The organism is Micrococcus sp. M4NT (genome assembly GCF_033790745.1).
GTDB lineage: Bacteria > Actinomycetota > Actinomycetes > Actinomycetales > Micrococcaceae > Micrococcus.
The window spans coordinates 1-412 of the sequence record NZ_JAMYEH010000024.1 but is presented as its reverse complement, the minus strand read 5'-3'; the positions used below and the strand labels follow the sequence as shown (position 1 = coordinate 412).

1 protein-coding gene is annotated in these 412 nt (G+C 61.9%); it reads right to left on the bottom strand.

All coding sequences use genetic code 11. The features are described from left to right. A partial coding sequence (locus NJC10_RS11185; RefSeq protein ID WP_319076624.1) for an ATP-binding cassette domain-containing protein occupies positions 1-412 on the bottom strand: 412 nt, incomplete at both ends.

The window sequence follows — 412 nt, the reverse complement described above, 5'->3', positions numbered from 1 at the left end:
CTCTTCCAGCACTCGCTCGGCATCCTGCTGAACGTCGGCGAAGCGGCCAGCCGGCATCCAGAACGGCTGCACCCGATAGCGGTGAGCGAAGGCCGCAAGCTTCAGGTTTTCCAACACGGTCATGCCGGAGAAGATTTTTGTAATCTGGAAGCTGCGTCCGAGGCCGGCGCGCGTGCGAGCATGGATCGACAGGTTCGTGATGTCCTTTCCGTTCAAGACAACCCGTCCGCCGCTGAGTGTCGCATGGCCGGACAGCGCGTTCAGCAGCGTCGTCTTGCCAGCACCATTGGGGCCGATCAACGCGTAGAGGCGACCGGACTCAAAGCTGTGGCTTACCCCGGCGACCGCGTTGAGGCCGCCGAATGACACCTGGATGTTCTCGCATTTCAACGAGCCCCGGCTGTTCTCGTTC